We start from the raw sequence: 25231 nt of genomic DNA on the forward strand, positions 1-25231 counted from the left end.
CCCACAGTTCCCCTCTTGATTAATCTTTAACCCGCAAAAGCCGCAATCCATTTAATGTGACAATCAAGGTCATGCCCATGTCGGCGAAGATGGCAATCCAGAGGGTCAACCAGCCGGGTACGACAAGCAGCAGAGCCAAAAGCTTTACCACTATAGACAGGGTAATATTTTGTTTAATAATCCGCAATGTTTTCCGGCTAAGATTTATCGTAAACGGCAGCTTGTTCAAATCATCATTCATTAGAGCGATGTCGGCTGTTTCCAGCGCCGTGTCCGTTCCGGCGCCGCCCATCGCGATTCCAACGGTCGCAGCAGCTAGGGCTGGGGCGTCATTGATACCATCACCAACCATCGCCACTCTTCCAAATTGCGACTTCAATTTTTTTATAAAAGCTAATTTATCCTCTGGTAAAAGTTCAGCTTCAATGCTGCTAACCCCAGCATGCTGGCCAATCGACTCGGCCGTCGCTCGGTTATCACCGGTTAGCATAACAGTCTTATTAATCCCCAGCTGATGAAGACGCTCAATAACACCGCGGCTGCGGTCGCGGACCTCGTCAGCAACGGCAATCAAAGCAAGAATACCTTTTTCCGTACCGACGATCATCACTGTCTTACCCTGGTTTTGCAAAAAGGTAATGTGGCTTTCAACCTCCACGGGAATTTCCGTAAAAAGCTTTGCGTTTCCGACCAGATATTCCGTGCCGTCCACTAAACCCTTAATACCCTTTCCAGTAATCGAGTAGAAGTTTTCGACCACGTATTCGGTGTGTGCCGCTTTTTTTATAATCGCTCCCGCGAGCGGGTGCTGGGACTTGCTCTCAAGTGCGGCGACTTTTTCAAGGAGGTTGTCGTCCCCGCTAAAATTAATAAAATCGGTTACTACCGGAACCCCTCTTGTCAATGTACCTGTTTTATCAAAGGCAATTGCCCTTAAGACACCTGTCTCTTCTAAAAAGCTGCCACCTTTGATAAGGACCCCGTTTCGGGCGGCATTTCCGATGGCAGTTACGATTGCAACTGGAGTAGAAATCACCAGCGCACACGGGCAGCCAACTACCAGTACGGCGAGCCCTTGGTAAATCCACTCCTGCCAGCTGGCTCCGAATATTATCGGTGGCATCACCGCAACCAGTGCTGCAACCGCCATAATGACGGGCGTGTAGTATTTCGCAAAACGGTCGACAAATGCTTGAGACGGCGCCTTTTCCGCCTGCGCTTCCTCCACTAAATGAATAATTTTTGCTATGGTCGTGTCCTCGCTCAGTTTGGTGACCTTTATTTTTAAAAAGCCTTCTTCATTAAGCGTTCCTGCGAACACTTCGTCATTAACGGACTTTTCAACTGGGACCGACTCTCCTGTAATAGCTGCTTGATTTAAGGAGGACGCCCCCTCAACAATTACTCCATCCATGGCAATCCTTTGCCCGGGCTTGACGAGCATGATGTCGTCGATTTCAATGTCCTCGGCTTTTAACGTCAGTTCGCGGCCGTTTCGGACAACCACAGCTTCTGCTGGCGCCATCTCCATCAGCGAACGAATCGAAGCCCTCGCTTTATCCATTGAGTATCCCTCGAGCACCTCGCTGATGGCAAACAGAATGACGACGACAGCCCCTTCACTCCATTCGCCGATGATGGCTGCCCCGATAATCGCAATCGTCATCAGCGTTTTCATATCAAACTCGAAGCGAGTTAGGTTTTTCAAGCCTGTTTTAAAAAGAGGGAACCCTCCCAGTAGAATGGCTGCGGCAAACAAAAGGTTAGTTGTAAAAAGGTACCCGGCAATCAGGAATAATACGGACAAGCCCAGCAGCGAATACCGCTTCCAAAACGGTTCGCTCGGTGCAGGTGCCCACTTTTCTTTTTCTGGGTAGATGGTTAATTTTTCAAACGCGCCAGCTTCATGCAGTTCTTCCATACTGGCATTTCCATAGACAGTGAGCTTCGCAGCTCCGAAATTAACCTGTGCATCAACAACACCCTCCAGGTGTTTCACGTTCTTTTCGAACTTGGCGGCACAGCTCGTTCAGGAAAAACCCTGAACGCGGTAAACTTGTTTTTCAAGCGCTTTATCCACGGTCCATCACCTCTACCTGGTGCTCAAAGGCAATATGAATTAATTGTTTTACATGGTCATCATCAAGGGAATAATAAACTAACTTGCCCTCTTTGCGGTATTTGGCGAGTCCAAGGCTTTTTAAATGACGCAAATGGTGCGATGCAGTTGCCGTCGTCGCCCCGACGATATGGGCGACATCACAAACACAAAGCTCGTCTTCAAGCGTAAGCGCATAGGCAATTTTCATCCGTGTTTCATCCGACAATGCCTTAAAAAGCTTGGTGACTTCTAGGATATGCGAGCTGTTCTCAAGCTGCTGCTGAACTCGTGCCGTTTTTTCACTATCCACACAATTAATCTCGCAAACATCGCGTTCCTTCATAAGTAACACCTTCTTCATTCAAATATTCGTTTGAATATATCATATTCAAATACAGGTTTGAATGTCAAACATTTTTATTCAAATGGTAATTTGAATGTTTATTTTTTGCTTCACTTCATTATGTTTCTTAATAAAGTTGATTCTTTGCGATTTTATTTACCGATTTAAATGATTTATTTGCGTTCCCACCCCCTTTATTTTCGAAATCCCCTGTTTTATTTGCGATTACCATTCTAGATGAAGATGCTTCTCACTCGCTCTTTCCTGAAATATGCAAAGTAAAAAATTTTTTTGGAGAAGAGCCTAAAATAGAAAAAAGCCGCTCTGCCAGCAGAACGACTTTTTATATGATAGAACCGACTACTATTCCCGCCACCACCACAATCCAAGGCGGCAGTTTCCAATAAGCCAACATCGAAAATAACACAGCGGCAAAGGCAAAATCCTGAGGCGCATGAATCGAACTTGTCCAGATTGGAGTATAAAAGGCTGCAATCAGTATTCCGACGACTGCGGCATTTACTCCAGTTAACGCTCCTTTGATACACGGGTTCCGCCTTAGGCTGTTCCAAAACGGCAGCGTTCCGAACACGAGCAGAAAAGCCGGCAAGAAAATCGCGATTGTTGCAACGACTCCTCCCTTCCATCCATTGATAACCGCACCAATATAAGCCGCAAAGGTGAACAGTGGGCCCGGTACCGCTTGTGCCGCTCCGTAACCTGCCAGAAATTCCTCTTTTGACAGCCAGCCGGTCGGAACGAATTCGCGTTCCAGCAATGGCAGAACGACATGACCGCCGCCAAATACCAGCGCCCCGGAACGATAAAAGCTGTCGAACAAAGCAAGCCAACTGGAAGAGACTACTCCCCTTAGCAGCGGAAGAACAATCAACAACCCGAAAAAAATAGCTAGACAGATCAACGCAAAACTCCGTGAAATAGGAAACTGGGCACTTTCCCCTTCCAGTTCATTTTCATGATTTTGAAAAATCAACAATCCTACTACCGCAGATAACAATATAATAGCTATCTGTGAATAAGCAGTTTGCCACAGTAATACTGTTACAATCGCAGCAAGTGCGATGGCCTTTGTAGGTTTATTCGGCGTCAGTTTTTGCGCCATTCCAAGTATGGCCTGGGCAACCACTGCAACAGCAACAATTTTCAAGCCGTGGATCCAGCCGGCATCATTTATTTCCATTCCTTTTAGAAAAAGAGCCAAAAGAATTAGAGCAATAGCCGATGGAGTGGTGAATCCAATGAATGCCAAGACTCCGCCCAATACGCCGCCTCGCATGACGCCGACACCGATTCCCACTTGGCTGCTGGCAGGACCGGGCAGAAATTGGCACAATGCAACCAAATCAGCATAGCTTTTTTCATCAAGCCATTTCCGGCGCCGGACATATTCTTCATGAAAATAACCCAAATGCGCAATTGGACCACCGAATGAAGTTAATCCCAACTTTGTTGAAACAAGTAAAATTTCGATTAATGTCTTGATCACGTTATTTCTCCTATTTTTTATTAAACTTAAATTTCTGCAAGCTAGTCTTAGATACCTTTATTCTAGCAAATTAATGACCTTTTCCGATGAAATTATTGCTCTTAAAAGGTGTTTGGCGGATTACTTTCGGATTTCAGCGGATACTTTCGAAAGTTTGGCGGATATCCCCCCGAATTTGGCGGATACAATCCCGTGTTTGGCGGATAACCGCCACATCAATCACTAAAACAAAAAAGAGCCCAAAAAGGACCCTCCTTAAATAGGTATATTCAACTCAAAAACACCGCTCCATAACCAAGTGCCCCCATAATCACGAATGCCGGGTGAATTTTTAATTTTTCCATTAGTACATAGCTGGCAACGACCAGAAACATGGTTTGCCAGATGCCAATGTTAAAATAGGAGCCTGAAAAGAAGTTATAAGCCATGACCCCAAGCATAACGGCGATTGCTGGCCTTACGTATAGAGTCATTTTCTTCACTTTCGGGGAATCTTTAAATTTATACAACAAACCTAGCAGCGAAATCATCAGGATCAGTGATGGTGCAACTGTGGCAAACACAGCAACGATTGCTCCTAGAACGCCGCCTTGCTGATAGCCGATGTACCCCGCCATCTTTGTCGCAATTGGGCCGGGCAGCGAGTTTCCGAGCGCCAGTACTTCGCTGAATTCCTGCACCGTCAGCCAGCCGTAATGGTCCACCACTTCGTTTTCAATCAGCGGAATGGATGAAGGACCGCCGCCATAGCCAAGAATGCCCGGGATAAAGAACGCTAAAAAGATTTTCCACTGAAGCATCATATCGTTTTCCTCTCTTTTTCAACGACTTCCGTTTCCGACTTTTTCTCTCGGCCAAATAACGCCCATGCCAGCAGGCCGGCAATAAGGACCCCTGGGTGAATCCCGAGAATTTCCATAATAACAAAACTCACTACGACCATTGCCAAATTCCCTTTCCAGCCCATCCCCTTCTGGCCGTTTTGGAAAAACTGCCAGGTCAGGACAGCGAGCATAACACCCACAACCGGAACGACCGCTTTCGTCATTCCCTGTACCCACGGCTGGTCTTTAAAGGCAGACAATGACGTCAGCAAGATAATCATTAAGGCGATGGTCGGAAGAATCGAGGAAAGGATCGCTGTGAAAAGCCCAAGGATTCCTGCCACTCGATAACCGATATACCCTGCCATTTTCGTGTTGATCGGACCGGGAAGGGCGTTCGCGAGGGCCAAAGTGTCACCAAACTCTTCATCATTCATCCATTTAAAAGTTCCCACGACTTCTTTATGGACAAGCGGAATCGCAGAGGGACCGCCACCAAACCCAAGCATTCCTGACCTAAAAAAAGCCACAAACAAATCAAGATACTGTTTCATTCTTATCAATTCCTTTTCACTCGAAACTACTTGTTAAAAGATATATGCTATTTCATTTCGTTTGTTAACCAAAAAGATGAATATTATTAACAATTGTAATTATTTAGATTTTTCATCATTTTAACGCACATTTATGATACTGTCTATTATTTTCCCCAAAAAAATAATCCATGAAGGATAACCTTCAAGGATTATAGTTTTAATCCGGTACGGCTTTTGAAGCGGCGCAGCATGATTTGGCTTTCGACCCGGGTGATGCCTTCCACCGCGTAAAGCTCCTGGTTGATAAATTTTTCAAGCGAAGCAAAATCCTCAACGAGAACGTGCATATGCAGCGTACTCGGGCCTGTCATCTGATAGCAGCTTGCCACATTCGGGTTGTTGGCGAGGTTTTCCGCCACCGAGACGAGATACGCCGGTTCGCAGTCAACCTCAAAAAAAGCAGATACCTTTTTCCCGACCGCTTCAGAATTAATAACCACGCTGAATTTTTCAATAATGCCTGACTCTTCCATCCGGTTAACTCGCTCGCGGACCGCCACCCGCGACAAATTCAGTTCCTTGCCAATATCGGCATAGGACGCTCGGCCGTTCTCAGCCAGGATGGCAAGAATTTTTCGATCTACTTCATCTATTTTCATCAAATCTCATTCCCTGTAAATGGATGTTTTCGTTCATTTTATCATAATTTATGGGCAATGAAATTTATTTTTTAACCACGTCATCTTTACCGGCCGCCCAGAACGCGGCAGCCACAGAAAGAAATATTACGATAAACGGCGCGTAAAACATTAAGAATTTTTCCAAAAAGAAGCCCCCCCTTATACATGATCATTGCGGTTCCCCTGCACATAATCCTTGTTGAACAAAAACAGCTTGAGCAGCAGGTACAGAGATGGAATGAGCAAACAGAGCCCGGCAATAAAGGCCGTCACCAACGCGGTAGCCATTGCTTTATTTGTAAAGCTGTCATAAATCGTAAGGTAAGGGTATAACAGGTATGGATAGTGCGATATTCCGTATGCGAGGAAGGCGGCCGTAAACTGCCCAGCCAATAGCACAAAGGCGAACCCATAGGCAATCCTTCTCCAAAGCAAATACACCGTCCCAGCAAAAAACAAAACTGATAGCCCGAACAGCCACCATAAATCAAGAAGACGCTCATAGTGTTCGGGATTATGCGTCCTCATCTCCACAATGATACCGGATGCGGTAATAATCGCCGGTCCCGCCCAAGCAAGGGCATATTTTCGAAGTAGATTTGCTGCATTATAATCCTTCGCCTTTTGAGCATACCAGGTCAAAAAGACGGCAGATATATATAAAACCGACGTCAAACTTAACACGACAATGCTCCACGATAATGGGCTGGTAAATAACACCCAGTAGTCGAGCTCTGGTCCGCCGTTTCTTATTGTGACAAAGCCGCCCTCGGAAATAACCAGCACGATGGACAAGGAAGCAGGAATAAATAATCCGGTCAATCCGTACAGGATGGTGTACCGTCTGTACTTCAGGCCCCCATAGATTGTAAAAGCATAATAGGCTCCACGTATCGCCAGGAGTATCGTCGCAATACTAGCCGGAACAAGCAGGGTCGAACCGTAGTAATAAGCTGTTTTCGGAAAAAAGCCGACCATCCCGACAAAGAAAAACACTAAAAACACATTGGTCACTTCCCATACAGGAGAAAGGTAACGTTGAATCACTCTGGTTAAAATGTGTTCTTTTCCCGTGACAACACTGAAGGCATTGAAAAACCCGGCGCCAAAATCAATAGAAGCAACGATGATATAGCCAAACAAAAATACGCCTAGAACCGTTATTCCAAGTATTTCGAGCGTCATTTTAGGTCACCTGCCTTTTCCGCATCGCGGTCCGCCAGTTCCTGTTCAACTGGATTTTTACGAAACATTCGAATTAGGACTAGTACGCTGCCAATCCCAAGGATCAGATAAAGCAGCGAAAACAGCATTAACATTGTGTCGACCTGACCGCTACCCGTGGCTGCCTCACTTGTCCGCATGATTCCGCGAAGAATCCAGGGCTGCCGGCCTACTTCGGTCATCCACCAGCCTGCTTCAATAGCAATTACCGCCAATGGTCCGCTAAGCACCAGCAGCCTGCCAAACCATTTTTTAAAAATAAGCGGCCATTTACGATGCACGCCTAGTACATAGACGAATGCCAGGAACGTCAAGCCCATCCCGAGGGTGACCATTAGGTCGAATAAATAATGAATATAGAGAGGAGGTTCTTCATTATCAGGGAAACGGTCGAGTCCAATTACTTCTGCATTTGGATTGCTATGTGCCAAAATACTAAGACCAAATGGAATTTTTAAAGCATATTTCACTTCCCCATTATCAAGAACTCCGTACAGATAAAGCGGTGCGCCTTTTTCTGTTTCAAAATGCCACTCTGCCGCCGCTAATTTTTCCGGCTGGTATTCAGCCAGGTATTTTCCGGAAAAATCGCCGATTACTGCGGTGGCCACGGAAAAGATCAAGCCTAGCTTCATCGTTAAGAAAAGAGCCTTTTTGTGATACACATGCTTGGAGCCCTTTATGAGAAGGCGGTAAGCCCCGATTGAGGCCAATACAAACGCCGAGGTCATATAGGCCGTCGACAAGACATGGGCGACCTTTGTCGGCATCGCCGGATTGAACATCGCTATCAGCGGGCTGACATTCACCAGCTGCCCTTTTACAATGTCAAAGCCTTGCGGGGCGTTCATAAAAGCATTGACGATAGTAATAAATATGGCGGAAAAGGAGGCACCCAATGCCACAGGAATTAATAAAAGAAGGTGCTTCTTCTGATTTTTGAAGCGGTCCCAGGTGTAAATGTAGATTCCCAAAAAAATGGCTTCAAAGAAAAAAGCGAACGTTTCCATGAACAGCGGCAGGGCAATGACATTTCCGGCCAACTCCATGAAATTCGGCCAGAGAAGCGACAGCTGCAGACCAATCGCCGTTCCAGTCACAACTCCCACCGCCACCGTGATAACAAAGCCCCTTGTCCACCTTCTTGCTAATAAAATGTAGTGTTCATCCTGTTTCTTGATTCCCACCCATTGGGCAATCATAATCATCAGCGGTACCCCGACGCCGATCGTTGCGTATATGATATGGAAGGAAAGAGTCAGCTCGGTTAGAACCCGGCTGAAAAAAACCGCTTCTTGGTTAACCATTTTCCTCACTGGACCACCTTTCTAAGAAAATGTTATGTATGTTTCATCCTTTGGTGGTATGGAATTTTTTCGAAACGTCCTTATGTTCTCCATTCCATCGGATTTTCATTATCCTGAAAAAATCCGCCCGATGATGGATAGTGCCATGATGGCCGCTACGGTAAAAGCGAGCCAAACTAGCATCCGTTCTTGTTTTTTATAAATAGGAATCACTCTCCCATTGTCCAATAATTATTGTTAATTTACTCCAAAATGTTTTTTTATATAAAAACAGAAGAAGAGAAGCATCTGATTCTTCTCTTCTACTCAATTTCATTTAAAATCGACATCTGAAGATGGTCTTCCCAATTCCCATTAATCTTAATATTTTTCCGCGCAATACCTTCTTTTTCAAAACCTGCTTTTTCAAGAACCCGGATGGAGCCAATATTGGAAGGCATGACGCCTGCGGCAATCCGATGGAGTCCGAGTTCCTTGAAAGCATAATTTACTACCAGCTTCACTGCTTCCGTCATATACCCTTTACCGTTGTATTGACGGTCAAGGCTGTAACCGACATAACAGCTTTGAAATGAATCTTTAACGATATCGAATAATTCGATATCGCCGATTAACTCATTCGTTTTTTTTAAGAAGATCCCAAATGAATACTGCGTTTCTAGTTCCCGGCACTGGATGACAAACCGTATCGACCTCAATTGGTGCTCAAAGGAGTAAAAGTGCTCACTTCGCTTAGGTGAAGTTTCTTGAAAAAACTCGCGGTTCTTAATCGTAAGCTGCGTCATCGCTTTCGCATCCTTTTCTTCCAAAAAGCGAAGATAAATCTCCTTTCCTTCCAGTCTCATAATTTTTCCCCTCTCCGATCCCGCTTCTATTCTATTAACATATGCACCAGCAATCATAAAAATCTATATAAACAAAATTACACACTCATGAAAAAAACTCCTTCTTCTTGCGAAAAAAGGAGCATTTACACAATGCTTTGTGACTTATGCGGTCCGGCTTCGGACTGGAGTTATTCAATACTGTTAAGGATGTCAGGGAACGGTACCCTCTATTCCACAGTGTCAAGATTGCTAATAGTTTCAGGCCCCCGTATGTACTTCCGTACTGTCAGTGCTAAATCGGCAATGAAGTATAACATGAGGGCAGGCCATGTCCAGTTCCAAAGCGTTTCTGAAGCATCATACATTTTGATAACAGCAGGATGAATCCATTTTAGACACACGAGCGAGAGCACGCCCCAGCAAAGGGAAAATGGCAGGCAAATGTGGCCGTGCAGCTGCATTGGCGTGCCGGAATAATCCCACCACTGCTGTCTGAAAAATTTCTGCAGCAGGGCACCGCTTATATATTCCACCACGGTGGGAATCGTGAAACATAGCAGCACGAGCACCCAATGGGAATCTGGTTTAGATAGCAAAACTAGCAGTACAGGCGCAAAGCCATACATCGGTTTAAACGGCCCGTACAAAAAATTTGGTTTGATAAAAATCCCTTTTGTAAAGAAGTTATAGCTGTTTTCAAGCATCCAGCCGAAAAAGGAATAGATCGTAAAATAAAAAACGATGGAGGCAGCTTCTTCAAAAAGGACATTTTGCGCATTGATACCATTTAATATGCTAATCAGCATCGCAATCACCTCTTTAAATTAGAAAATCCATCATTTATAGTTTGCAAAGGCTCGACAAAATATTCGTAAATACCATTATATCACCTATTTTTTGGTAAGATTTTTCTCACTTTGTCGTTAACTTTCCGACCAAAAACTTTTATCCATTTCCAATTAATAAACATTGTGTTGATTAATATCTGCACCATTTATTATATTGTATTTATTAAATAAATATTTTTTGGAGGCACTTAAAATGGCTAACCAAACACATGATAAACGAGCTGCCCGAACGAAAATGCTAATTCGTGGTGCCCTGACAGAGTTAATGGAGGAAAAAGGGTTCGAAGGCGTCACAGTCAGGGATTTAACTGAAAAGGCACAAATCAACCGCGGCACTTTTTACCTGCATTACCGGGATAAATACGACTTGCTGGAGCAAAGTGAAGAAGAAATTCTGAAAGAAATAGAAGATAACGCAAGCGGGATCAATCCAAAAGATGCACTTCACTCTACGAGCCAGGATGAGCCATTTCCTGTCATTCTGAAGTTATTTGAATATTTTCAAGAGAATGCCCAATTTATGAGGGTAGTTTTAGGTCCAAAAGGGGATGCCTCTTTTCAAGTTAAACTGAAGGAATTAATCAAACAGCAATTTTTTCAAAATATCGCTTCAAAACTTAATTCGGAGGATATGCTTGTTCCTGCGGAATACTTGATCGCCTTTGTCAGTTCCGCCCAACTAGGGCTGATTCAGCACTGGCTGGAAACGGGGATGAAAAAGACCCCGGAGGAAATGGCCTTAATTGCCGCTAAAATGATTTTATTAGGTCCAGGGCATGTGGCCGGAATCAAAAACTGACTCACTCCACGGGGCAAGCCCGCGTGGTTTTACGGGCTATTTCTATAACAATCAACACTTTGCCTCATATTGTTCATTGTAATTGCCCTGTCGGCATTTTAATATGGATATATAGAAACTCAACAATGTGTTGATTAAGGGGGGGTCATTAAGATGAATCCAGCCATAAATGTTGAAAACGTCAGTAAAAGCTTTAGCAAAAAAGCAGTTCTCCAGAATGTAGACCTATCCATTGAAAAAGGGCAATTATACGGACTCATCGGGCCATCGGGAGCAGGGAAAACCACACTTGTCAAAATGATTGTCGGGATGGAAAAAGCCGATAACGGTGAAATCCAGGTTTTGAACACAAAAATGCCGAATCTCGCCATCCTCCAGGAAATTGGTTACATGGCCCAATCTGATGCATTATATGTCGAGCTAACCGGAGAAGAGAATTTGAAATTTTTCGCATCGCTCTACAAATTAAAAAAAGATGAACAGAAAAATCGGATTGCGTACGCTTCCGGGTTGGTCAACTTGACGGACGACCTAAAAAAACGGGTGTCCGCTTATTCTGGAGGAATGAAGCGGCGTTTGTCGCTCGCGATTGCCTTGATTCAGGATCCGAAAATTTTAATCCTCGACGAGCCGACTGTTGGGATTGACCCAGAGTTAAAACTATCAATCTGGAATGAGCTGCTGCGGTTGAAAAACGCTGAGGGAAAAACCATTATCGTGACTACCCATGTGATGGATGAAGCGGAAAGATGCGATTATGTTGCGATGGTTCGCGATGGTCGAATTTTAACTAGCGGCACGCCGGCAGAATTAAAGGAGAAATACCAAGTAGAACGGTTTGATGAAGTATTCTTAAAAGCGGGGGTGAAGCAGTCATGAGGATTACAGCCCTGATTAAAAGAATTGCCCAGCAGCTGCTACGTGATAAACGGACGCTGGGGTTAATGTTTGTCGCCCCGTTACTAATACTGACCCTGATGTTCTTTTTATTTAACGGCAATACGGTTGATCCGAAATTAGGTGTGGTCAACATTGATGAAAGTCTTGTAACAGTCCTCAAAAAGGCGGACATTACCGTAAAGGAATATGATAAAGCCGCCAAAAACACCATTACGGACGATAACCTTGACGGTCTGCTCGAACAGGAAAATGGAAAAATGAAATTAACATTGCAGAACGATGACCCATCCAAGGCAAAGGCCTTGCAAATGAAGGTCAACCAAGCAGCCGCATCGCTTGTTCAAGCAAAACTCATTCAGCAGAACCCGGCATTGGCGGGTATAGTGGGACAAAAGATGGAAACTAAATATGTCTATGGAGATACGGACACAGTCTTTTTTGATGTCCTGAGTCCGATTCTGGTTGGCTTCTTTGTATTCTTTTTTGTTTTTATCATTTCCGGGATTGGCTTGCTGCGCGAACGTACAACAGGAACGCTGGAGCGGCTGATGTCGACGCCAATCCGCCGTGCAGAAATAGTAACAGCCTACCTGGTTGGCTATGGGATTTTTGCCGTCATTCAAACCATTATTGTTGTCCTATACTCTATAAATGTTCTCGATATCGTCCTGGTCGGTTCCATCTTTCATGTGATTCTGATTAATTTGCTGTTAGCGCTGGTGGCCCTTTCTTTAGGAATATTGTTATCATCCTTTGCCGCTTCCGAGTTTCAGATGATGCAGTTTATCCCAATTGCTGTCGTGCCTCAAGTGTTTTTTGCCGGAATTTTCCCTCTTGAGGGAATGGCCAATTGGCTGCAGGCCATCGCCAAGATTATGCCATTGTATTATGCAGGAGACGCCTTAAAAAGTGTTATGTACAAAGGAGCCGGACTAGGTGATATTTCAGGAGACCTCACAGCACTTGTCATCTTTGCCGCCATCTTTATCGTGCTTAATATCTTTGCTTTGAAGAAGTACCGGACCTTGTAGAAAAAGGAAAGCCGAGGGATTCAGTTTCCCTCGGCTTTCTCCGTTTTTATAGCATTACCCTGTCTTTTTCCCATATTTCCGTTGTTCCTGTACAAAAAGGATTCCGAGTTCATGGTGTTCACCTTCGAAAAGGGCGCGCTGGACAAAGCGGATCTCACCGTTTGTATCGAGAACGTCAAGCTTGCAATGGGCACGATTCTTTTGGAGCGCCTCATAAAATGTTGACTCATCACGAATTTGCATTCCGTTCACTTTCGCAATGGTTTCCCCGACCTTGAGACCCATTTTATCAGCCGGCGATTGCGGAATGATGCCAATGATCATCAAGCCGTTATTTTTTTTCGAAAAATAAACTGGTTTGTTGTCATCCTTTAAGTAAGCGAATAATGATATAGCTTCCCGGCCGATTACGGCAAGTCCAACCGTCACAATCGAGCTAAGCGGATACCAATAGCCTGCTGATGAAAGCAATGTTATGAAGACTCCAAGTGTAATCACTTGACGGCCATGCTTTTTAACGGCTTCGCTTGGAAGCATCCCTTTGATTTGCTGATGAAAGCTGATGGCGAAGGGTACTAGAATAAGAGAATAGTCTGTAACACCCAAATGGAATACCGGCCACCAATCGAATGGCAGTGTTAACGCATTTCCTGGTACCAGCATAAGCATGGGAAGCATCCAGAGGCGCTTCACCTCATGGGCACCAATGCTTTGGCCGCGTTTGCTCTTAACCAGCTTTGGTGAGGTCCCCTTGGTACCATTTTTTAAAATAAGGATCCCTTCAGCGATTATGAGGAAACCCAAAATGACCACGATGGATGGATAAATCCTGTCACTAATCTGGTTAAAGGCTTTTGAAAAAAACGGAATCGACCAATTGTTTTGTGCAAACAGGATGACCGCAAAGAATGCAGCACCGACCGTGTAAGCCGGCGACATCCAGCGGACATTGGTGGTCAATGACCACAAAAGGGTCGTCCCCGCGATTAGCAGGATTGCAGCAAATGGCACAGCGATTCCCGCGGCGACTACAATGACCGACAGAATTAGACCGATGATAAGCCCGAGAGGAAACAGCTGCCGCAGCTCAAAATAGGCATCCTCCGCCCGCACATGGAAATTTTTCCGTTCACGTTTTACCCTCATCACACCCAAGATTCCTGCAAGGAAAACGAGATAGTATAAAACAGGATGAAGAAATAACTTGCCTGTCCCTTTGAGAAGTTCCACAAGCCATATTTGTACCAAATCCTGTCACCTGCCTCTATCAAAATTTCTAGTAATGGAATTTAAAAGTCTCTAAGTTTTATTTTACCAAATTAAAACCATAAAACATATTGCTAGATTATAGAAACTTTTAAAATAGTTATTTTGGAGCGGGCGGGTTTTTTGTCTGATTGCGGTTATCCGCCGAATCTGACTGGATATCCGCCAATTTTGTGAAGTTATCCGCCGAATCTGACCAATATCCGCCAACCTGATAGAGCTATCCGCCAAAATAAGAATGGTATCCGCCAAACACCAGATTCAGGAGCACAAAAAAGCAGCAGGCCCCTCTCAAGGTCAAGGGCCGCTGCTCTTCTCCAAAAAGATACCCTATTTCGCCGCCAGTCTCAACGCCGCTTGCAGCTGCAGGTCGTTTTTCTCTTTTTTCATTTCTTTCATCGCGGCTTCCTCTAATTTGGAGGCCGTTTTCGCGTCAATTTTCCCAGTTGCAGGAAGATCGTGATTTTGCTGGAAGCCTTTCACGGCTGCTGCAGTTTCCTCACTGAAATAACCATCCGTCCGCCCTGGAGCAATCCCCAAACCGTCTAGAATCTCCTGAGCGTTCTTCACCTGTTCATTGTTCATGTCCTTAACAAGCGGCTTTTCAATCTGAAGCGGATGAGTAGAGAAGATAACCGGCTGCTTAACGGCCACATCTGGCTTGATGCCCTTCTTATGAATCCAATTTCCATCCGGAGTCAGCCATTTATATAATGTCAGCTTGATGTTGCTGCCATCCTCCATCGGCATCGCCTGCTGAACAGTGCCCTTGCCGAATGTTTTCTCGCCGACAATCGGATAGCCGGCCGCTTCCTTTAACGCTCCAGCTAAAATTTCCGAAGCTGAAGCACTGCCTTTGTTCGTAAGAACGACTACCGGATACGGCTTTTTCTCAGTTATCGTTGAAAAGAAGCGCCTCTTATCACCGTTTCTCTCCTGAATTTGAACGTACGGTTTATCGTTTGGAATAAACTCTTTTAAAATCTCGTCAACACTCTCGAGGAGTCCGCCCGGGTTGCCGCGCACATCTAGCACGAGTCCTTTAATTTTGTCATCTTCTAACTCTTTTAAGCTCTTTTTAAAATCTTCATCTGTTTGATCGGAAAAAGAAGTAATCTCGATGTAGCCAACTTTTTTGCCGTCCTGCTTTTTGACCGAAGAATGCACGGTTTCAAGCGGAATTTCATCGCGCTTTACTTTTACTGTCAATGGTTCCTTGAGGCCTTTTCTGGCAATCTCCAAAGTGACGGTTGTCCCCTTTTTGCCGCGAATTTTGAGGGTCGCTTTATTCAGGTCGAGTCCTTCAACAGAGTCCCCGTCCACCTTTAAAATTTGATCATTCGGCTTGATTCCTGCTTTTTCAGCAGGTGAATTTTTAAAAGGAGAGACAATGACAATTTTGCCGTCGACCATTCCCACTTCGGCACCAATTCCTTCGAAGGAGGATTCCAAGGTTTGTGTAAATTGCTTGGCTGTATCCTTATCCATATAAACAGAATATGGATCCTTTAATACCGAAAGCATCCCTTGGATGGCGCCCTCGACCAGCTTATCTTGGTCTACTTTTTCGACATAGTTGTCTAGGATCAGTTCATAAGCCTTCTCCACCTTTTTCAAATCTTTGGCTTCCGTTTCGGATGCCGCCGTCTGGACATCGGCAGCTTTAGGCTTGTTTTGCGGGATTAATGCCTGTTCTAGCTGGGAGGAAGCATCCTTTTTCTCTAAAAACTGCATACTCGCATATGTGCCACCTGCCCCTGTTATCAGCGACCCTGCCATCATCAAGGCTATCCATTTTCGATTCATTCAAAGGTCCTCCTCATATAGTACGCCTAATAATCTATTTTCTAAAAAGGCTCCGAATTCCTGCCCGATTATTAAGATATATGTAAGGAATGGACGAGTTATGAGTGGCAGAGAGGATAAATGAAAACTCGCCGATTGGCGAGTCCGATAGGACGAAGACAGAGGCGTAGTTGAATTTATGCGTTAAGAAAGTATAAAGCTTTCGACAGAAAGTTTATGCTTTCTTATTAGCTAATTGAAAACTTGCCGTTTGGCGAGTCCGTTAGGATGGTTCACGAGGCAAAGTTGAATTTATACGTCCTATTAGGAAAAAAACAGGCGGAGCCTCTGCCCCGCCTGTGTAAGTTATTATGTTTATAACGGTACAATTCCCACCGGATTGATGGCCGCGTGGTATTGCCATTTGCCTCTATATAGCTCGAAGTGCAAGTGCTGGCCATGGGAGTCGCCAGTGTTCCCCATAAGTCCGATTTGCTGGCCCTTCGTCACGGTAGTGCCTTCACCCACCATTCTCGTGCTCATATGCGCATAAACGGTTGTATAATACTGACCATTGATATTATGCAAAATGTAAACGACGTTACCATAACTGCTTGAGAAATGGGAAACATACACTTCCCCATCGGCAGCGGCAACAATCGGCACAGAGCCCGCCTTAGCAATGTCGACGCCGTAGTGGAAGCTGCCATCTCGCCCACCGTATCCTGAAGTAATGATACCTGCAGCCGGTCTTGTGAAGCTGCCTCCTGAAACCGGTGGTGCTGCAGCTACAGTATTGCTGCCATTGCCGGATGGCTTAGCAGCAGCTGCGGCAGCGGCTGCTGCGGCCGCCGCTGCTGCTTGCTGAGCTTTGATTGACCTTTGAATTGCAGCCTCCTGAGCAGCAAGAATTTGCTCCTGCTCCTGCATGTCCACTACATATTCCTGTGCTTCTGCCTTTTCGTCAGCAATCGCAGCCAATAAATTATCTTTTTCAGCCCGTTGTGCGCTTAATTGCTCGTTCATTTTTTTCAAATCGGCGACCATCGTTTCTAAACTAGCAAGATCCGATTCTACTTTTTTCTGCTTTTCTTCCACTTCAGCTTTGTCAGCCTCGTGTTGCTTTAAAATATCCTGGTCTGCCTGCATGAATGTGGCTACCGCGCTTGCCCGGTCGATAAAGTCACTAAAACTCTGCGACCCCAGCAAAACATCCAGGTAATTTATTACAGTTCCATTTGCCTGATAACTACGGACCCGGTCCTTCAAAAGAACATTACGTTTTTCAATACGTTCCTGTAAGACCTTTATATCTTCTTGAAATTTGGCGATTTCAGCCTTTGTTTCGTCAATCTTTGCATTTTTTTGATTGATTTTACTAGTTGTGTCGTTCATGGCAGCCTCAAGACGGCTGATTTCATTGTGAACACTGTTTTCTTGATTTTGCAGATCATTAATTTTTGCATTCGCATCGTTAATTCCTGACTTAAGTTCGGACCGTTGGCTGTGGATTTTATTCTGCTCACCCTTCAGACTGGAAATAGAGGCTGCTTTTGTTGTCAACGGCAAGCCTCCAAGGACAGTCCCAATTCCGACGGTGGCAGCAGCGGTCAGCGTAATTATCGTCTTCTTCATTCCGATTTCTCCCTCGTTTCTCTCTCTCATCGGTTAATCGTCCCTATTTTTCAGATGATTCTATAAAACACACAAAATCAGGAAGGAACAATATACGGTTCCCTCCTGATCTTATTAAACTTTTAAAAATTTCCTTACCGACATGACACTGCCCCAAACTCCGATAAAGGCACCCATTAATAGGAGGATACCGGCAACTTGATAGAAGAATGGATCAAACGGAAGGATTTTAATAAATGTCCCAACCAGCTTAGGGCTAATATAATCGTAGGCTCGGTAATAAGCGATGCCGATTAAGATGATTGGCAAGATTGAACCGATAATTCCAAGCCATAACCCTTCAAGGAAGAACGGCCAGCGAATAAAGGAGTTTGTCGCTCCTACCAGCCTCATAATCTTAATTTCTCTTCTTCTCGCAATAATCGTAATTTTGATCGTATTGGAAATAAGGAAGATCGCCGTAAAGAACAAGCCTAGGATTAACACAACTCCGACATTTCGGCTGGCTTTAATGAACTTAAATAGTTTTTCAACCTTGTCCTGACCGTATTTGACCTTGGCGACATAATGGAGCTTTTCCACTTTTTTCGCGGCCTTCATCGTGTCGGTTGGATTTTTTGTTTTTACAATAAACACGTCATTTAAAGGGTTATCCTGTTCAAAAAGCTTAAAGGCTTTCCCTTCTTCACCCATGCTCTGAACTAAATCTTTCAATTCTTGTTCCTTAGGAGAAAATTTGACACTTTTCACCTCAGGAATGGCCTGAATCTGTGCCATCAAGGCATCCTGATCCTGTTTGTTGGCAGCAACATCGATATGAACGCGGATTTGCACGTCCTCTTCAATTGTATCGGCCACTTTATTAAGGTTCATCATGATAACAAAAAAGACACCAACTAAAATAAGGGTAACGGTAACGGCCCCAACAGACGCAAACGTCATCCAGCCGTTTCTTTTAATGCTCTTTAAACTTTCCCGGGCGTGACGGCCAATTGTTCTAATTTTCATAACCGTATTCACCTCTTTGTTCATCACGCGCAATTCTTCCGCCTTCAATAGCGATGACGCGATGCTTTAAAGTATTAACAATCTCTTTGTTGTGAGTTGCCATTACGACAGTTGTGCCGCGATTATTGATCTCTTCAAAAATTTTCATTATCTCCCATGATGTATCCGGGTCAAGGTTCCCTGTCGGCTCATCCGCAATAACGAGTCTTGGTGAATTGACAATGGAGCGGGCAATCGAAATACGCTGCTGCTCACCGCCAGAAAGCTCGGAAGGAAGCATTTTAATTTTATGCTTCAAGCCAACAAGATCCATAACTTCCATGACACGTTTCTTAATTACCTTCGGCTGCGCCTCAATAACCTCTAGAGCGAATGCAACATTTTCATAGACTGTTAGAGTTGGAAGCAGTTTAAAGTCTTGGAAGACAACGCCAAGGTTACGACGGAATAACGGAACCTTGCTCATCTTTAACTTCGCAATATTCGCTCCATTGATCGTGATCGTTCCAGAGGTTGGAATTTCTTCGCGGTACATCATTTTAATAAATGTCGATTTTCCGGCACCGCTTGGCCCGACGACATAAACAAATTCACCTTGATTAATCCGGACGTCAATCCCATTGATCGCTGAAACGCCATTCGGATATTTTTTGTATACTTCCTGCATTTCTATCATATAAAATCACCTATTGTTTTAAGTTTGTTTTACAAATTTCGACAATACGGCCAAAATAACTACAACTATATTCATAATTCTGCATGATAATATTATAACATCATAATTTGTCAAAAAAAGTGGTATTTATATTACAGTTTCTTTTCAAAGAATACAAAACACGACTTGTTTCTTCCTAAATGACAATATTTTTAATTAATGATTGTTCTTTTTGTCGAATTTCTTCGTGGCACATACTAGAATAACATACATAGTTTGATTGTCCAGCCATAAGGTATCTGGTAAATCAGGTTAGAATTAACTTTTTTCGGGGATGAAAAAATTAAAAACGCCCTGTATGGGAACAGAGCGTTTCTTGTGTAGTTTTTACTTTTTCGCAGATAGCCATTCAGCCACTTTGTCAGCATCATCACCAGTAATGACGCCTGCAGGCATTCCGCCGCGGCCATTATGAATGATATCCAGGATTTCATCCTTGGAATACTTAGAGCCAACCTTTGTTAGGTTAGGTCCTACTCCGCCTTTAAGGTCTCCCCCATGGCAGCTGGAGCATTTTTGATCAAAGATCTTAGCAGCTTCATCACCGGTTGCAGTGTCTTTACCACCGCCGCCAGTGTCCTTGTCCCCGCCGCCGCCACAAGCAGCGAGTCCCATTACTAATGATGTTCCTAATAACAACGTTAGCAACTTTTTCTTCATTGTTACTCCCCCTAATGTAAATAATCCCATCACTGATTAATTATACCAATGTTATGGGCGTTTGAAACCCTCCCCTAACACCTCTGCGGCATCCATTACCACGACAAATGCAGACGGGTCAAGGGTTTTGACCAATTGTTTCAATTTTGTGAACTCCGTTTGATCCACCACACACATCAAAACTGGGCGTTCATGCTCGGTGAAACCACCGTATGCTGATAGTTTTGTCACACCACGGTCTATTTTATGCAAGATTCCCGCACGAACTTCTTCTTGCTTATTTGTAATTATCATCGCCATCTTTGACCGGCCAAAACCGACCTGGACCAAATCAATGGTTTTGCTGGTTACGTAAAGTCCGATTAAGGCATACAAGGCTTTTTCAATATCAAAAACGATAGCCGCTGTTAGGACGATAAGGCCGTCAATCATAACGACACATCTACCTAGAGTAAAACCCGTGTATTTATTGATGATCTGTGCGGCAAGGTCTGTTCCGCCAGTCGACGCATTTCCTCTAAAGACAATCCCAAGACCAAGACCAACGCCAATCCCGCCGAACAAGGCACCAAGCAACGCATCATGAGTCCACGGTTCCCAGCCTTTTGTTAAAAAAACTACAAATGGTAGAAAAACAGTTCCGGCTAGTGTTTTGACGCCAAATTGTTTTCCAAGCAACATAACTCCAGCGATAAACAATGGAATATTGAAAGCCCATTGGACGTAGGCGGGCTCAAGGCCGAGCACGGATTTTAAAATAGTGCTGATGCCGCTGACTCCGCCCGAGGCAATTTGGTTTGGCAGGAGAAAAACGTTGAACGTAATCGCAATAATGGCTGCGCCGACCAGAACAAAAAGGTAGTCGGCCGCGATTCTAGTTTTTGGATAAGTGTTTGATAAATTGCTCAATATATTCATGAAATGATACCTCTCTTATTAAATTCCGATTGAGAGTATAGCATGGGAAAAATATGGTGTAAATGGCATTAGGTTAACGCGATAAAGGGGTAAATTTTTATTTAGCATTTGCTTCTTACGTCGAATTCATTAGAGATAAGAATTTTTGAGTCTAATTTCCCAAATGAGTTAAGTACTTGTCGAATGCTGGCGGCTATTTATGTTATAATTTGTTAATGAGGAGGTGAACACGATGGAACAATTAATAAAACTAATGATGGACCAGATGAATCAGCAATTTGCCAAAATAGATCAGCAATTTGATCAAGTAAACCAGCAATTCAGCCTCATGAACTCTCATTTTGACAGAATTGAAGATCGGATTCAATCTCTAAAAGAAACAGTAAAAAACAACGCTTCGGAATTTAGAAGCCATTTCCGCCGTATCGAAGATAAACTGGAAAGCCATGATAAAATGTTTGAATTAATTTCAGGCTCTGCAAAATAACCTCTAAGATATAATCTTAAATCGCTACTTAAGTCGCCTCATTAATCTTCATTAAAACCCATCATGAACGGCAAAAGTTCCCCCAAAATTAAAGCCTTTGCCAACTAAGTCGACAAAGGCTTTAAAAATTATTATTTCCTATTATGAAATACGTGAACGTAAGTAAGCATTAATAAATTGATCCAATTCTCCATCCATGACAGCCTGAACGTTACCAGTTTCGGCATTAGTACGATGGTCCTTTACCATGGAATACGGATGGAAGACGTAAGAGCGAATTTGGCTTCCCCAGCCGATTTCCTTTTGCTCGCCGCGAATTTCCAACAGCGCCTTTTCCTTCTCTTCAATTTCTCGTTGGTAAAGTTTAGATCTTAACATGTTCATGGCATGCTCGCGGTTTTGAATCTGCGACCGCTCGGTTTGGCAGCTTACCACAATGCCGGTCGGGAGATGGGTAATTCGGATGGCTGATTCTGTTTTGTTAACGTGCTGTCCGCCAGCGCCACTGGAACGGTACGTATCTACCCGTAAATCCTCTGTCCGAATTTCAACCTCGATATCATTGTTTAGTTCCGGCATTACTTCACAGGATGCAAAAGATGTATGCCGCCGGCCTGATGAATCAAACGGCGAAATCCTTACCAAGCGGTGAACTCCTTTTTCTGCCTTCAGGTAACCATAGGCATTGTGCCCTTTAATAGCGAGGGTCACGCTTTTGATGCCTGCTTCATCACCCGGAAGATAATCAAGGGTTTCTACCTTAAAGCCCTTTTTCTCGGCCCACCTTGTGTACATTCTTAGCAGCATGGAGCCCCAGTCCTGTGACTCTGTTCCACCGGCACCCGGGTGAAGCTCAAGGATGGCATTATTTTTATCGTACTCTTCACTTAAAAGAAGCTGCAATTCAAATTGACCTAACCGGTCTGTTAACTGCTGAAGCTCTTCTTCCAGCTCGGTCTGCAACTCGGCATCGCTTTCTTCTTTCACCAGCTCATAGGTCACTTCCAGGTTCTCAAATGATTCGTGCAGTTCATAAAACTCATGAACCTGGTCCTTCAATCCATTGGCCTCACCGATTACTTTCTGGGCCGTTTCTTGATCATTCCAGAAATCGGGGTGGAGCATTTCGTCCTCTAGCTCTGCAATCCTGGCTTCCTTGTTTTCAAGGTCAAAGAGACCCCCTAAAGTCCGCTAATTTCTTAGCCGTAATTTCAAGTTCATTGCGAATTTCCGCTAATTCCATTTTCGTCACCTCTAAAAGTTATAACGTTTATTATAGTGTATTCCTTAAATGCTTGTAAGTCCTTGTTCATTATAACTTGAGAAGTGGGAAAAGTTCAAAAAAAGGTGTGATTTGTTTTTTTGGTCATTTTTAGCGATAATCAGAAATTATCCCCTAAAACCTTCGTATTTTCCTATATGAATCTGTCGAAAATGGTACTATTAAATATGAGCAGGTGTAAAATATGAATTTATTGGATGAACTAATTGATACATATTTAACGAACAATATCGGACAGTCTTACCTGGATTTAGAGACGAAACAAGTTGTCCATGACGGAGACCCACTCATAACCGGCGAAGAAGGAATAGACTGGGATGATGAGGAAAATATAGACCGTTATGTAGAGATTCCAAGTATCGAATCTTTTCAAGCATTTCGGCTAATGGAGCTATTTGCAGCACAGGTTAATGATGACAAAAAAAGCAATCCGCTGTTTCAAGCGTTAAGCAGCAGTCATCGGCCTTTTCGAAAATTTAAAGATGGGCTGATAGAAGCGGGGCTTGAAAATGAGTGGTATGCCTTTGAATATCAGTATGCAAAAAAAGAAATGGAAAACTGGTTAGAATTTTTAGAGAAAAAAGAGGTGTAAAGCGAGATGGAGAAACCAAGCCGTAATGAACCATGTCCCTGCGGGAGCGGAAAAAAGTATAAAAAGTGCTGCGGGGCAAGTGAAGCTGTGTCCATCACCCATTTACTTGAAAGTGAAGCCGACGAGTTGCAGAAGCAAATGATTCATTTTGCGTTCAATTATTTTGGCGCGGAAATCGAAGATGATTTTGAAATGTTCATGGAGTATAGCAGCCTCGAGCTAGAGGATGAAGAAGAACGGGAATTCTATGAAGTGGTTCATGCCATCTGGTTTTCCCTTTTTGAAGAATTGGATGACGGAAAAAAAGTTATTGAGAAATTTATTGCGGCCGAGGCAGGAAAAATTAAGCGGCTGAAGCTGAAGCAAATTTTTCAAACATGGACGAATGGTCGAACGATTGCCGGAAAAGTCTTAAAAGTTGAAAACAACAAGCTGACAGTGGAGGATGGCTTTACGAGGGAACAGCTTGAGACAATTATTACAGGTACGCCGGCTGACTTTGAGGAAGGCACTCTCTTTTTGGGTATGTTGGTACCATTTGGACAAAACTTTGCGTTTTTCCCTGCGCCATTTGATTTGCCGGATTTAAAACCTGAGGTTGCTTTTTCTTATATCGAGGATAGCAGTATCGCCGCCGACTATCCGTCCCCACAACAGTATTTGGATGATTTTTTTATTGAAGTTTTGAGCGAACTGCCGATGGTTGGCGGCCTAATCGAAACGGATGACATCGAATGGCCCGCCCCGGTTTACAAGGAAGTTGCCGACCTTTTCAAAGCACAATCAGAAGCTTTTGACATGCCTGCACCAGTTGTGGACGCAGGGATTGTGCTTTGGTTTAGTTATTGCCAAAAGCGAAAAAAGCGGATTCAGAACCCGAATCTATATGCCGCCGGGCTGCATTATTTAATGCAAAAAATGATGCCGATGCTGGAAAAAGTATTTACACAAAAGGAGCTTGGGCAGATATACAGCGTGTCCGCTAGGTCCATTTCCACCATCTCATCGGACATGGAAAATGTCCTAAGCCAAGAAATAAGCGAAATGATGAATATTGTGTACGGGGGTGACGAGGAACCAAAGTTTGAAGAGGCGGAGGTCATTGAGTTTCCGAAAGGAAAAGATGAAAAGGTGCGTAGAGGAAACCCAAGTAAAGCTTCCACCTTTACGATAAATATTCCTGACAAATTGCCCAAGAAGGTTTCAAGACGAAATGAAGACCGTGCTCAGGAATTAGTTTTTGAGGCCTTGCGTGCAGATGGGGTTAAAGTTCTCCACCTCATTCAAGAAGCAATCAATATCAATCCTTATTGTGTTGATGCTTTTGTTTTACTTGGTGATATCGCACAAAAACCGGAAGAATCCGCGGGATTGTATTGGCATGGCATACAGGTTGGCGAAAAACATCTCGGCAAAGAGTTTTTTAAAGAAAACGAAGGTTACTTTTGGGGGCTGATTGAAACAAGACCGTACATGCGGGCAAAGTTCAATTATGCCGAGACAATCTTTCTGCTAGGAAAAACTGATGAGGCGATAGAGCATTATGAGGAACTCCTCAAGTTGAACCCTATGGATAATCAGGGTGTTCGTACTTCCTTATTTATGGCTTACATGGAAAAAGAAGAATTTGAAAAGGCCGAGGAACTGTTGGGAAAATTTGATGAGGAAACAACAGAAACTATCTACAATAGGCTTTTGCTAGAGCTGCTTGTAAACGGCTATACCGTAAAAGCAAAAACATTAGTGAAACAGGCCAAAAAAAGTAATAGATTTGTGTTATATTACCTAACCGGCAAAAAGAAGCTGCCAAATCAAACGCCTGAATATTACGGTTTCGGGGATGAGAACGAAGCTATTGTGTATGCTGCGATGCATTTGCATTTGTGGGGGAAGGTTGACGGGCTGAAGGAATGGTTGAAAAAGATATGATAAAGAAGTCAAAATCAAAGGAATTCT

General features: G+C 43.8%; 25 protein-coding genes. 6 read left to right on the forward strand and 19 right to left on the reverse strand.

Annotated features, from left to right (window positions below):
* Positions 1-19: 19 nt before the first annotated feature.
* The 11 genes from ACFPA1_RS12135 to ACFPA1_RS12185 form a co-directional block, all read right to left on the reverse strand.
* Entirely contained in the window at positions 20-2080 is a 2061-nt protein-coding gene (locus tag ACFPA1_RS12135; protein WP_378583185.1) for a heavy metal translocating P-type ATPase, read from the reverse strand.
* Complete coding sequence (locus tag ACFPA1_RS12140) at positions 2073-2444, reverse strand: ArsR/SmtB family transcription factor (RefSeq protein ID WP_213117676.1); 372 nt, start codon at positions 2442-2444, stop codon at positions 2073-2075. Before ACFPA1_RS12140 ends, ACFPA1_RS12135 begins: the two co-directional genes overlap by 8 nt.
* 343 nt (positions 2445-2787) lie before the next feature.
* Positions 2788-3948 (reverse strand): chromate transporter, encoded by a 1161-nt coding sequence (locus tag ACFPA1_RS12145; RefSeq protein ID WP_378583447.1) that lies wholly within the window; start codon positions 3946-3948, stop codon positions 2788-2790.
* A gap of 272 nt (positions 3949-4220) precedes the next feature.
* Positions 4221-4751, reverse strand: coding sequence for a chromate transporter (locus ACFPA1_RS12150; protein ID WP_378583450.1), 531 nt, complete (start codon positions 4749-4751; stop codon positions 4221-4223).
* Positions 4751-5329 carry a chromate transporter gene (locus tag ACFPA1_RS12155; protein ID WP_378583188.1) on the reverse strand — a complete coding sequence of 193 codons (579 nt, stop codon included), beginning with the start codon at positions 5327-5329 and terminating at the stop codon, positions 4751-4753. The genes ACFPA1_RS12150 and ACFPA1_RS12155 overlap by 1 nt, the downstream gene beginning before the upstream one ends.
* 191 nt (positions 5330-5520) lie before the next feature.
* Positions 5521-5970, reverse strand: coding sequence for an Lrp/AsnC family transcriptional regulator (locus tag ACFPA1_RS12160; RefSeq protein WP_213117673.1), 450 nt, complete (start codon positions 5968-5970; stop codon positions 5521-5523).
* A gap of 64 nt (positions 5971-6034) precedes the next feature.
* Positions 6035-6136 carry a cytochrome bd oxidase small subunit CydS gene (gene cydS, locus ACFPA1_RS12165; RefSeq protein ID WP_378583191.1) on the reverse strand — a complete coding sequence of 34 codons (102 nt, stop codon included), beginning with the start codon at positions 6134-6136 and terminating at the stop codon, positions 6035-6037.
* A gap of 14 nt (positions 6137-6150) precedes the next feature.
* Positions 6151-7176 carry a cytochrome d ubiquinol oxidase subunit II gene (locus ACFPA1_RS12170; RefSeq protein ID WP_213144158.1) on the reverse strand — a complete coding sequence of 342 codons (1026 nt, stop codon included), beginning with the start codon at positions 7174-7176 and terminating at the stop codon, positions 6151-6153.
* A complete protein-coding gene (locus ACFPA1_RS12175; RefSeq protein WP_378583452.1) occupies positions 7173-8522 on the reverse strand; it encodes a cytochrome ubiquinol oxidase subunit I in 1350 nt (449 codons plus the stop codon). Before ACFPA1_RS12175 ends, ACFPA1_RS12170 begins: the two co-directional genes overlap by 4 nt.
* A 302-nt stretch (positions 8523-8824) precedes the next feature.
* Positions 8825-9367, reverse strand: coding sequence for a GNAT family N-acetyltransferase (locus tag ACFPA1_RS12180; RefSeq protein WP_378583194.1), 543 nt, complete (start codon positions 9365-9367; stop codon positions 8825-8827).
* A gap of 209 nt (positions 9368-9576) precedes the next feature.
* Positions 9577-10155, reverse strand: a complete 579-nt coding sequence (locus ACFPA1_RS12185) for a putative ABC transporter permease (protein WP_378583196.1) — start codon at positions 10153-10155, stop codon at positions 9577-9579.
* Between the two features lie 235 nt (positions 10156-10390).
* Here ACFPA1_RS12185 and ACFPA1_RS12190 point away from each other — a divergent pair, with 235 nt between their 5' ends.
* The 3 genes from ACFPA1_RS12190 (at position 10391) to ACFPA1_RS12200 (ending at position 12927) form a co-directional block, all read left to right on the forward strand.
* On the forward strand, positions 10391-10996 hold the full coding sequence (locus ACFPA1_RS12190; RefSeq protein WP_378583199.1) for a TetR/AcrR family transcriptional regulator: 606 nt from the start codon (positions 10391-10393) through the stop codon (positions 10994-10996).
* Between the two features lie 153 nt (positions 10997-11149).
* Positions 11150-11875 (forward strand): ABC transporter ATP-binding protein, encoded by a 726-nt coding sequence (locus ACFPA1_RS12195; protein WP_378583201.1) that lies wholly within the window; start codon positions 11150-11152, stop codon positions 11873-11875.
* Positions 11872-12927 carry an ABC transporter permease gene (locus tag ACFPA1_RS12200; protein WP_378583203.1) on the forward strand — a complete coding sequence of 352 codons (1056 nt, stop codon included), beginning with the start codon at positions 11872-11874 and terminating at the stop codon, positions 12925-12927. The genes ACFPA1_RS12195 and ACFPA1_RS12200 overlap by 4 nt, the downstream gene beginning before the upstream one ends.
* Before the next feature lie 54 nt (positions 12928-12981).
* On the opposite strand, the gene ACFPA1_RS12205 is transcribed toward ACFPA1_RS12200, so the two are convergent.
* The 7 genes from ACFPA1_RS12205 to ACFPA1_RS12235 form a co-directional block, all read right to left on the reverse strand.
* Positions 12982-14175 (reverse strand): PDZ domain-containing protein, encoded by a 1194-nt coding sequence (locus ACFPA1_RS12205; protein ID WP_378583205.1) that lies wholly within the window; start codon positions 14173-14175, stop codon positions 12982-12984.
* Positions 14176-14523: 348 nt separating this feature from the next.
* On the reverse strand, positions 14524-15999 hold the full coding sequence (locus ACFPA1_RS12210; RefSeq protein WP_378583208.1) for a S41 family peptidase: 1476 nt from the start codon (positions 15997-15999) through the stop codon (positions 14524-14526).
* A gap of 354 nt (positions 16000-16353) precedes the next feature.
* Positions 16354-17613, reverse strand: a complete 1260-nt coding sequence (locus ACFPA1_RS12215; RefSeq protein ID WP_378583211.1) for a murein hydrolase activator EnvC family protein — start codon at positions 17611-17613, stop codon at positions 16354-16356.
* A gap of 114 nt (positions 17614-17727) precedes the next feature.
* The gene (gene ftsX, locus ACFPA1_RS12220; RefSeq protein WP_213117660.1) at positions 17728-18621 is read right to left on the reverse strand and encodes a permease-like cell division protein FtsX; all 894 of its coding nucleotides are present in this window, start codon (positions 18619-18621) and stop codon (positions 17728-17730) included.
* The gene (gene ftsE, locus ACFPA1_RS12225; protein ID WP_213144115.1) at positions 18611-19297 is read right to left on the reverse strand and encodes a cell division ATP-binding protein FtsE; all 687 of its coding nucleotides are present in this window, start codon (positions 19295-19297) and stop codon (positions 18611-18613) included. Before ftsE ends, ftsX begins: the two co-directional genes overlap by 11 nt.
* A 366-nt stretch (positions 19298-19663) precedes the next feature.
* On the reverse strand, positions 19664-19996 hold the full coding sequence (gene cccB / locus ACFPA1_RS12230) for a cytochrome c551 (RefSeq protein ID WP_213144114.1): 333 nt from the start codon (positions 19994-19996) through the stop codon (positions 19664-19666).
* A 51-nt stretch (positions 19997-20047) separates the two neighbouring features.
* Complete coding sequence (locus tag ACFPA1_RS12235) at positions 20048-20914, reverse strand: YitT family protein (protein ID WP_378583214.1); 867 nt, start codon at positions 20912-20914, stop codon at positions 20048-20050.
* A gap of 232 nt (positions 20915-21146) precedes the next feature.
* Between ACFPA1_RS12235 and ACFPA1_RS12240 the strand changes: the two genes are divergently transcribed.
* Positions 21147-21401 (forward strand): hypothetical protein, encoded by a 255-nt coding sequence (locus tag ACFPA1_RS12240; RefSeq protein WP_378583217.1) that lies wholly within the window; start codon positions 21147-21149, stop codon positions 21399-21401.
* 141 nt (positions 21402-21542) lie between these two features.
* Here the strand turns inward: ACFPA1_RS12240 and prfB are convergent.
* Positions 21543-22644 (reverse strand): peptide chain release factor 2 gene (gene prfB, locus ACFPA1_RS12245; RefSeq protein ID WP_378583218.1). Its coding sequence is split into 2 segments (ribosomal slippage): positions 21543-22571 and positions 22573-22644, totalling 1101 coding nucleotides; the frame shifts between segments, so codons are not numbered across the junction.
* A 223-nt stretch (positions 22645-22867) separates the two neighbouring features.
* Here prfB and ACFPA1_RS12250 point away from each other — a divergent pair.
* Positions 22868-23275, forward strand: coding sequence for a UPF0158 family protein (locus ACFPA1_RS12250; protein ID WP_378583220.1), 408 nt, complete (start codon positions 22868-22870; stop codon positions 23273-23275).
* Between the two features lie 6 nt (positions 23276-23281).
* A complete protein-coding gene (locus ACFPA1_RS12255) occupies positions 23282-25204 on the forward strand; it encodes a YecA family protein (RefSeq protein ID WP_378583222.1) in 1923 nt (640 codons plus the stop codon).
* The last annotated feature ends 27 nt before the right edge of the window (positions 25205-25231 follow it).

The organism is Neobacillus sp. GCM10023253, from assembly GCF_042653105.1.
In the GTDB taxonomy this organism is placed as follows: domain Bacteria; phylum Bacillota; class Bacilli; order Bacillales; family Cytobacillaceae; genus Neobacillus; species Neobacillus citreus.

Excerpts from the sequence above, each read along its gene's own strand:
- ACFPA1_RS12140 (WP_213117676.1), bottom strand. The coding sequence starts at position 2,444 with ATGAAGGAACGCGATGTTTGCGAGATTAATTGTGTGGATAGTGAAAAA.
- ACFPA1_RS12150 (WP_378583450.1), bottom strand. The coding sequence starts at position 4,751 with ATGCTTCAGTGGAAAATCTTTTTAGCGTTCTTTATCCCGGGCATTCTT.
- ACFPA1_RS12155 (WP_378583188.1), bottom strand. The coding sequence starts at position 5,329 with ATGAAACAGTATCTTGATTTGTTTGTGGCTTTTTTTAGGTCAGGAATG.
- ACFPA1_RS12160 (WP_213117673.1), bottom strand. The coding sequence starts at position 5,970 with ATGAAAATAGATGAAGTAGATCGAAAAATTCTTGCCATCCTGGCTGAG.
- ACFPA1_RS12170 (WP_213144158.1), bottom strand. The coding sequence starts at position 7,176 with ATGACGCTCGAAATACTTGGAATAACGGTTCTAGGCGTATTTTTGTTT.
- ACFPA1_RS12175 (WP_378583452.1), bottom strand. The coding sequence starts at position 8,522 with ATGGTTAACCAAGAAGCGGTTTTTTTCAGCCGGGTTCTAACCGAGCTG.
- ACFPA1_RS12180 (WP_378583194.1), bottom strand. The coding sequence starts at position 9,367 with ATGAGACTGGAAGGAAAGGAGATTTATCTTCGCTTTTTGGAAGAAAAG.
- ACFPA1_RS12185 (WP_378583196.1), bottom strand. The coding sequence starts at position 10,155 with ATGCTGATTAGCATATTAAATGGTATCAATGCGCAAAATGTCCTTTTT.
- ACFPA1_RS12190 (WP_378583199.1), top strand. The coding sequence starts at position 10,391 with ATGGCTAACCAAACACATGATAAACGAGCTGCCCGAACGAAAATGCTA.
- ACFPA1_RS12195 (WP_378583201.1), top strand. The coding sequence starts at position 11,150 with ATGAATCCAGCCATAAATGTTGAAAACGTCAGTAAAAGCTTTAGCAAA.
- ACFPA1_RS12200 (WP_378583203.1), top strand. The coding sequence starts at position 11,872 with ATGAGGATTACAGCCCTGATTAAAAGAATTGCCCAGCAGCTGCTACGT.
- ACFPA1_RS12210 (WP_378583208.1), bottom strand. The coding sequence starts at position 15,999 with ATGAATCGAAAATGGATAGCCTTGATGATGGCAGGGTCGCTGATAACA.
- ACFPA1_RS12215 (WP_378583211.1), bottom strand. The coding sequence starts at position 17,613 with ATGAAGAAGACGATAATTACGCTGACCGCTGCTGCCACCGTCGGAATT.
- ftsX (WP_213117660.1), bottom strand. The coding sequence starts at position 18,621 with ATGAAAATTAGAACAATTGGCCGTCACGCCCGGGAAAGTTTAAAGAGC.
- ftsE (WP_213144115.1), bottom strand. The coding sequence starts at position 19,297 with ATGATAGAAATGCAGGAAGTATACAAAAAATATCCGAATGGCGTTTCA.
- cccB (WP_213144114.1), bottom strand. The coding sequence starts at position 19,996 with ATGAAGAAAAAGTTGCTAACGTTGTTATTAGGAACATCATTAGTAATG.
- ACFPA1_RS12235 (WP_378583214.1), bottom strand. The coding sequence starts at position 20,914 with ATGAATATATTGAGCAATTTATCAAACACTTATCCAAAAACTAGAATC.
- ACFPA1_RS12240 (WP_378583217.1), top strand. The coding sequence starts at position 21,147 with ATGGAACAATTAATAAAACTAATGATGGACCAGATGAATCAGCAATTT.
- ACFPA1_RS12250 (WP_378583220.1), top strand. The coding sequence starts at position 22,868 with ATGAATTTATTGGATGAACTAATTGATACATATTTAACGAACAATATC.
- ACFPA1_RS12255 (WP_378583222.1), top strand. The coding sequence starts at position 23,282 with ATGGAGAAACCAAGCCGTAATGAACCATGTCCCTGCGGGAGCGGAAAA.